The organism is Rhodococcus sp. IEGM 1379, from assembly GCF_030056815.1.
Lineage (GTDB): Bacteria > Actinomycetota > Actinomycetes > Mycobacteriales > Mycobacteriaceae > Rhodococcus_F.
This window is the reverse complement of the sequence record NZ_JASHKR010000017.1, coordinates 99,655-107,435: the sequence shown is the minus strand read 5'-3', so window position 1 is coordinate 107,435 and position 7,781 is coordinate 99,655. Positions and strand designations below refer to the sequence as shown.

Genomic DNA, 7,781 nt, shown 5'->3' with positions numbered 1-7,781 from the left:
TGTTGAAGGTCTGCTCCATCTCGGCGCGCTCGACGCGTCCGCGCTGCGCGATCATTGCGAAGATAGGAGCCGGGCTCCAGGTGCCGCGATCGAGCTCTGCGACGAGGCCCTTGGGCATGACGCGCGCGAGGTTGTTCGCGAGTCCGCCACCGGTGACGTGGCAGAAGGTGCGCACGTCGGTCTCGGCTGCGAGCGCGAGGCAATCCTTGGCGTAGATCTTGGTGGGCTCGAGAAGTTCTTCACCGAGGGTGCGACTGAACTCGTCGACGTGAGCGTTCAGGTTCATGCGGTCGATCTCGAGGAGAACCTTGCGTGCCAGCGAGTAACCGTTGGAGTGCAGGCCCGACGATCCCATCGCGATGACGACGTCACCGGGACGGACGCGGTCCGGTCCGAGCAGCTTCTCTGCTTCTACGACGCCCACGCCGGTGGCGGAGAGGTCGTAGTCACCGTCTGCCATGATGCCGGGATGCTCGGCGGTCTCGCCACCGAGAAGTGCGCAGCCTGCCTGGATGCAACCTTCGGCGATGCCGCCGACGATTTCGGCAACGCGCTCGGGGATAACACGTCCGACTGCGATGTAGTCCTGAAGGAACAGCGGCTCGGCACCACACACGACGAGGTCGTCGACAACCATGGCGACGAGGTCGAGTCCGACGGTGTCGTGCTTGTCCATCGCCTGCGCGACGGCCAGCTTGGTGCCAACGCCGTCGGTGGAGGCTGCGAGCAGGGGCTCCTTGTAGTCACCCTTGAGCGAGAACAATCCGGCGAATCCGCCGAGGCCGCCCATGACCTCGGGGCGGCTGGCCTTCTTGGCCATCGGGGCGAAGAGTTCCACCGCCCGGTCTCCGGCGGCGATATCGACTCCTGCTGCTGCATAGGAGGCGCCTGCTGTGCGGTGACTGTCCTCGGTCATCGGATTACTACTCCAGCCTTGTATTTCTCGCGAGCACGATTTTTGTTCGTGCACAGGTATGTGTTGTGTAACCCTCGTGACGCACCAAGAGGCTCGACTCGAGTCCTCAGCGCACACAAATACCGATGATTACGCCCTTACGCTACCGGACTGAGGCCGCTGACGAGACCTCGCGTGCCGATCGGACTCAGTTCTGGAGTTGCGCACCGATCGAGGAATGCAGTGCCCGCAGACTGTTCTGTCCGAGTGCGACAGTCTCCGATTGGATGTGTTTGAGGAGGTGCCCGTCGTTGACGACCTTCTCGCTCGACTGGATCAACACGGTCCCGGAACCTGTGAAATCGAACTGCTTCTCTTCACCGGTATTGGCGCCGAACATGGTCCCTCGGACCGAGCCCAGGAAGCTCTGCATCCAGTCTGCATCGAAGTGGTGGGACGGCGACGGGCAGTCGGCCCAACCGACTAGCGCTTGCGGATCGATACGCAGCGGCGGCTCCGCGAACATGACCGGCCCGTTGGACGAGGCAAGGAACTTTCCGGTGCCCAACAGCGTCAAAAAGCCTGGCATGATGGATTGTTTCAGTTCGAGGCCGGTTTCGAACGCAAGAAGATTCGCCGCGCGGATCGTGAGATTTCCGTCGTCGAGGTCGTAGGAATTGATGTTGAATCCGCGGTCCCCGAGGATCAGTTTTCCCTGCCCCTGAGCAAGCACCCAGTCGTCGGCGTAGAGCGGCGAGGAGAACCTGGCGGCCACGATCGCGGCCATGCTGGTGCGTCCCAGTGGCTCGAAATTGATGTTCCCGTAGTACGCGATCATCGCACCTTTGGACGTGAACCACGGCTGCCCGGCCAACTCGACGCAAAAGGCGTAATCGTTGCCCGGGACGTTGTCGTTGGCAGGCAGAGTCGCTGGATTGTGAATTTCGATACCCATTCGATTTCTCGCTCTCAGAACTTCTTCTCGGACGCCTGAACCCAGACCGTGCCCATGCCGGTCATCTTCAACTGAATGGACTCCCCCGAGCCCTTTCCGACGGCTTCACGCCAGCCGACATTCGCCGAGATGTCGATGTTGATCTGCCCGGTATGACACACGTAAGCCTGCGGATCCACGACAACCTGAGGGTTGTTCGGGCCTACCTGCAACGGAATCGCTCCACCGTGTGAAAGCACCGCGACGCTACCTTGTCCGTGCAGTTGAGTCGTGAAGAGGCCTTGTCCAGTCATCGCTCCTCGAACGACACCGCGCGCCCCACCTTGCGAGCTCAATGCCACTACCGAACTCTGCAAGAACGCGTCATGGGCAAGGAGTCGATCGGCCTCAACTGTGAGCATCGAAGAACCGTCGAGGTGGATGATGTCCACGTAGAGACCGGCGTGTCCGTAGAAGATCTCGCCCTGCCCTTCTGCGGACATCATGTGTGCGTGTTCCCCAGACATCATCCGCCCGGCCATTCCTGCGAGGCCACCCATGCTCGGCATCGAGCCCGGTCCGCCGCCCATGCTGTGCGGGATAAATCGAACGTCACCCGTGTAGTAGAGCATCGATCCGGTTCGGGCCAGTACGTTCTGTCCGGGACTGAGCGTCGATTTCACGACCTTGCTGTTCACTTTGTCCAAAGGCATGGGTCAGCGCTCCTCAGGCTGGATGTAGACGACGCCGGATCCGTCGAAGCGCAGTGAGAACGCTTCACCACTGCCACCGCCGATCGCAGACCGCCACGTGACGTCGGTGACAAAGCTCTGATTCAGCTGGCCCCGATGAGCGACAAAAGCGTCGGGATCGGCGACGAGCGGATACTGCGGGCTCACTTCGAGGGCAATGATCGGTCCGCCCTTCGACAGCAGAGCGACCATCCCGCTGCCGCTGACTACCGTCGTGAACAGTCCCTGTCCCGTGCCTGCGCCGCGCAAGCCGGCAAATTTCACGTCGGTGCGCAATTGGCCCACCAGAGCGAGCAGTTGCGACGATTCCACGTGCAAGGCGTCGTTGTTGAGCTCGATGATCGTGATGTCCTGGGCATCGACGGCGAAGTAGACGGTGCCCTGTCCGCTGACTTCCATCAGAGACAGCGATTCACCTGCTGCCTTCTGCTTCAGCGCGGCACGAAGTCCGCCGCCGCCGCCCATGCCGGCGTTCTTGAAGGTGATTGAGCCTTCGTACGCCACCATCGATCCGCTGATCGCCTTGATCGTGTCCCCCACCAGGTCTGCAACCAGTACCCGGTGCCCGTCCATTCGCAGTTGCGCCACGAGGGCACTATGCCAGATGTCTGCGACAGGCGTTGTAGTGAGAAAGACAAAATCTGCCGCCCACACCAGGTGGACGGCAGATTGTGGTAAATCGGTGAATCAGGGACGGCTGAGTGCGCTCGCATTGTCGTTTTCACGAGTTGCGGTCGAGCCCGCTGCGCTCTCGAGCATTCCTTCGAGGACGTTCTTGCCGATCGCGGATTCGTGCGGAAGTTCGATGGGGTACGAGCCTGTGAAACACGCCGTGCACAATCGCGTCTCAGGCTGCTCGGTCGCGGCGATCATGCCCTCGGTGGAGATGTATCCGAGGGTGTCCGCGCCGATCGAACGACGAACGCCTTCGAGCATTTCCTCGAACGTGCTGGTCTGCCCGCCCGCTCCGTTGGCGATCAACTCTGCCGGCGAGGCGAAGTCGATGCCGTAGAAGCAGGGCCACTTCACCGGCGGCGACGCGATACGGACGTGAATCTCGAGCGCACCGGCTTCGCGAAGCATCCGAATGAGAGCACGCTGCGTGTTGCCGCGAACGATCGAATCATCCACCACCACAAGACGTTTCCCGCGAATTACTTCCTTCAGCGGGTTGAGCTTGAGTCGGATACCGAGCTGACGAATGGTCTGCGACGGCTGAATGAAGGTACGGCCGACGTAGGCGTTCTTCATCAAACCCTGGCCGTAAGGAATACCTGATCCTTGGGCATAACCGACAGCAGCCGGGGTGCCCGACTCGGGAACGGGAATCACCAGGTCACCCTCAGCGGGATGTTCTGTGGCGAGCAGACGGCCAATTTCGACGCGAGTCGAGTGAACGGAACGTCCACCGATAACGCTGTCGGGGCGAGCCAGGTAGACGTACTCGAATACACAACCCTTGGGCGTGGGATTGGAGAAGCGCGAGGACCGGACACCGTCAGCATCGATGGCGAGCAGTTCGCCGGGCTCGATGTCACGAACGAAGGACGCGCCGACGATGTCGAGGGCTGCGGTTTCGCTGGCGACGACCCAGCCGCGATCGAGTCGACCGAGGCAGAGCGGGCGGACACCGTGCGGATCACGCGCTGCGTACAGGGTGTTCTCGTCCATGAAGGTGAGGCAGAACGCGCCCTTCAACGTGGGGAGCAACTCCATCGCAGCCTGCTCGATGGTGCGATCTGCGGCAGCGTGCGCCAGCAGTCCACCGATGAGGTCGGAGTCCGACGTCGCCGCGTTGGGACGCTTGTCGTTGACCAGGCCGGCTGCGCGGGTACGGCTCGCGAGCTCAGCTGTGTTCACGAGGTTGCCATTGTGGCCGAGCGCAATGCCCGTGCCCGCAACCGTGGTGCGGAAAATCGGCTGCGCATTTTCCCACGTCGTGGACCCGGTAGTGGAGTAACGGCAATGTCCGATAGCGACGTGTCCCGGCATTGCTGCCAGCGTCTGCTCATCGAATACCTGACTGACCAAGCCGAGATCCTTGAACACCAGTACCTGGGAGCCATCGGCTACCGCAATGCCGGCAGCTTCCTGACCACGGTGCTGCAGTGCGTACAGACCGTAATACGTGAGCTTCGCCACATCCTCTCCCGGCGCCCAAACGCCGAATACACCGCATTCTTCGCGGGGCTCGTTCTCGTCCTCATCGGACGGGTTCGTAGCGAGGAGATTTGGACTGTTGACCGAAAGATCGGCACGAGTCACGTGGCGCTCCCTTTGTGGGCAGGGGTTGGGGGGCATGCACAGTCTACCGGCATTTTTCGTGACGCCTCGCCTCAGGGCGGCCTTGGTAAAGATTGAACCGATCAGTCTCCGTTACCGGGTCAACCTGAGCAACGGAAGCCAATGCGCGATCTCGGGGGCTCGGCTTCCGGAGGCGTCGACGCGACCGTCGGCGGAAGCGTCGTGAAATTCGAGAAGCCCGGTCACCATCAACAACCACGTGCGCACATCGGTTTCGACGACGTTGGGCGGGGTTCCGCGGGTGTGCCGCGGACCTTCGATGCACTGCACCGCCACAAACGGCGGAACCCGCACCTCGACGCTTGATCCCGGCACGATCTGCTCGAGGGTGCGCGCACTCATCTTCACCGCGGCCCCGAGCTCTGCTCGCGAAGGCTTCGGCAGTTCAGGATCTTTCAGCCACGGACCGATGGCAAGAAGCGCAGCCCTCAGTTCAGCGGGGTCGACTGCGCGACGCGGTGTCATCGATTCACTCCTGAATGCCTGGTTGTTGCAATTCGAACAGCAAGTGCCCCACCGGCGTTGGTTGCCAGATGCAGCAGCGCCGGGGCCAGAACGCTGCCACCTCTGCGATGCAACCATTCGAACAACAGTGCCGACGCCCCCGTGAAGGCAACTGCTGCTGGGACGTTGTCTCCGGCGCTGCGGGCCGGAGCAATGTGCCACATTCCAAAGGTGAACGCATGAATCGCCTGTGCGGCAGGGAGACTGAGTTCTCGGTTCCACACTGCGGACATCGCGCTGCGGAACAACAGCTCTTCGGAGAGCACGGTGCCGAACGGGATGTGCAGAATTATCCATTCGAGGAAGTCCTCACGGCCGTCGGCGCGCTCGTCGGCCGCCAGCGATGCCCGCAACTGTGGAACTGCAAGCGCCACAGAGTAACCGGCGACAACTGCTCCACCGGCACTGGCACCGAACTGCGCGCCACCACGAATGCCGGTGTGAGCCAGTCCCAACTCTTCGCGGGTGTAACCGCGTGCAAGGAGAATTCCGATAGCCGACAAGCCCACGGCAGTATTGACTACCGCCCTCGCCCTTGGCGACAAACCGAACGCCGGCAGCACCACGTTGCTCCACGCAATTGCTGCCGCGGAGAGCAGTAGTGGCTTCACTTCTCGGGCCCTTCCGACTTCACGGCGATCACCAACGCATCGCGCACACGCTCGGTATCCGCTGCCGTCCATCCCTTGGGCTGCGCAATCGCGATCCAGCCGTCGAGTACGGAGGTTCCGTAGTTGTGACCATGACCGTCGGGCACTCCGGCAGCATTACCGAGATCGGCGGACACCTGCCAGAACGTCACGATCGGGAACCACTTCATCGACGGCGATCGGTCGAATCCTGGTATCTCCGTAAGCCATTGCGGCCTGTTGAACATCAGGTCCGGTGACCACCACACCACAGGATCGGAGGGGTGCTGGATGAATAGCACGCGAGGGTCCGGCCACGACATGCCGGCAGTCGGAATGTCCTCGGGACGATCCGCGAACCGGACTCCGGCCAGACCGTCCGCGTAGACCGGGGCAACTTCGGTGCTACCGGGGTCGCGTCGCTCCACTACGGAGCGCCACAACGGTGTCGCGTTGGGCGGGCCGACCCACAGGATTCCGTCGGCGGTATCTCGTGCTGCCTGCAACGTGTCGAAGGCGCCGGCACCGGCCAGTACGCCGAGGCTTTCGCCGTAGACCAAGAACTTGGGTCTGGTGGCTTCCGGTTCCTGGAGCCATCTTTCGTGAACCCGCTCGATCAGCAGTCGTCCGGCAGCTTGCGCCTTCTCCTGGTCTGCGAGGAACGAGATCCAACTCGGCAGATACGAGTACTGGCTGGCGACCAACGCTGTGTCACCGTTGCCGACAAGCTCGATCGCCTGCGCCGCTGTCGGATTGACCCACCCGGTGCCTGTCGTCGGAATGACCACGAGCACCTTGCGCTGAAAAGCGCCGGTGCGCTCGAGTTCCTTGATCACCAGATCCATTCGTTCTTTCGGGTCTTCGGCGCTTTCGAGACCCGCGTACACACGGATGGGATCCAATGCCGGTACACCCGTGGCTGCTGTCAGCTCCGCGGCGTCGAGTCCACGGGAGACAAAATTGCGGCCCTCGAATCCCAATGTGTTCCAGGGAGCGGCAGATTCGGGGCTACCCGACTTCATCGGGTCCTGCGGTTCTACGACGCCGTCCCTGGTGGTGGAGTTCTGCAGACTGAAGATCGAGTTGGTGACGGCGTAGATTCCGCGAACCAGGACGCCGTCGACAAGCATGATAAAGAGCACCGTCACGACCAGAACGCCAACACCGTTGGCTACCGAACGCGACCAGCGGAACCGTCGCATCAGCACTCCGGCAATCAGTTTCACCAGATCGTGCAGCACTCGCCAGATCGAGATGAGCAGGCCACCGATGAGCACGCTGAGCCCGAGAGTTCTGATGTATCCGGTGGTGGTCGTGCCTTCGGCGTCTGTCAGCGCAGCAATTTCGCGTTGCCAGCCGGCGGCGTAGACGAGCATGAGGATCGCCGCCACGATGGACGCAACCGGAACAAACACTTTGATAGCGGTGGGGACGGGTTTGGGGAGTGGCCACCACCGTCGCCCGCGAAGCAGATACCGCTCGACGGCCCAACCGATCGCCGTACCGACTCCGTAACCGATCGCCGAGTTGATGCCGCCGATCAGACCTTGAAACAGCCAATCGCGTGGCAGCAGAGAAGGTGTCAGCGACCAGCAGAAGAAGAAGGCCGCAAACGCGATGCCGGTGAAATCAAGCTTGAGTAGGCCCCACGCCCACTCGGTGAAGCGATTGTCGAACCTCTCCAGAGATGTCGGAACAGCCAGCCGCAGGTGATGTTCCTGCGGCTGGCTGTCAGCGGAAGTCAGTTCTCCGGAATCGACCAT

General features: G+C 61.9%; 8 protein-coding genes. All 8 read right to left on the bottom strand.

Going from position 1 to position 7,781, the window contains the following annotated elements:
* A partial coding sequence (gene purM, locus QM600_RS12705; RefSeq protein ID WP_283261809.1) for a phosphoribosylformylglycinamidine cyclo-ligase occupies window positions 1-916 on the bottom strand: 916 nt, incomplete at its 3' end.
* Window positions 917-1,103: 187 nt separating this feature from the next.
* Window positions 1,104-1,850, bottom strand: a complete 747-nt coding sequence (locus QM600_RS12700; protein WP_283261808.1) for an AIM24 family protein — start codon at window positions 1,848-1,850, stop codon at window positions 1,104-1,106.
* 14 nt (window positions 1,851-1,864) lie between these two features.
* A complete protein-coding gene (locus QM600_RS12695) occupies window positions 1,865-2,542 on the bottom strand; it encodes an AIM24 family protein (protein ID WP_283261807.1) in 678 nt (225 codons plus the stop codon).
* Between the two features lie 3 nt (window positions 2,543-2,545).
* Window positions 2,546-3,154 carry an AIM24 family protein gene (locus tag QM600_RS12690; protein WP_283261815.1) on the bottom strand — a complete coding sequence of 203 codons (609 nt, stop codon included), beginning with the start codon at window positions 3,152-3,154 and terminating at the stop codon, window positions 2,546-2,548.
* Between the two features lie 114 nt (window positions 3,155-3,268).
* The gene (gene purF / locus QM600_RS12685) at window positions 3,269-4,846 is read right to left on the bottom strand and encodes an amidophosphoribosyltransferase (protein ID WP_283261806.1); all 1,578 of its coding nucleotides are present in this window, start codon (window positions 4,844-4,846) and stop codon (window positions 3,269-3,271) included.
* 111 nt (window positions 4,847-4,957) lie between these two features.
* A complete protein-coding gene (locus tag QM600_RS12680; protein ID WP_283261805.1) occupies window positions 4,958-5,350 on the bottom strand; it encodes a sterol carrier family protein in 393 nt (130 codons plus the stop codon).
* Window positions 5,347-6,000, bottom strand: coding sequence for a CPBP family intramembrane glutamic endopeptidase (locus QM600_RS12675; RefSeq protein ID WP_283261804.1), 654 nt, complete (start codon window positions 5,998-6,000; stop codon window positions 5,347-5,349). The genes QM600_RS12680 and QM600_RS12675 overlap by 4 nt, the downstream gene beginning before the upstream one ends.
* Window positions 5,997-7,781: an alpha/beta hydrolase gene (locus tag QM600_RS12670; protein WP_283261803.1), complete on the bottom strand. Its 1,785-nt coding sequence runs from the start codon at window positions 7,779-7,781 to the stop codon at window positions 5,997-5,999. The genes QM600_RS12675 and QM600_RS12670 overlap by 4 nt, the downstream gene beginning before the upstream one ends.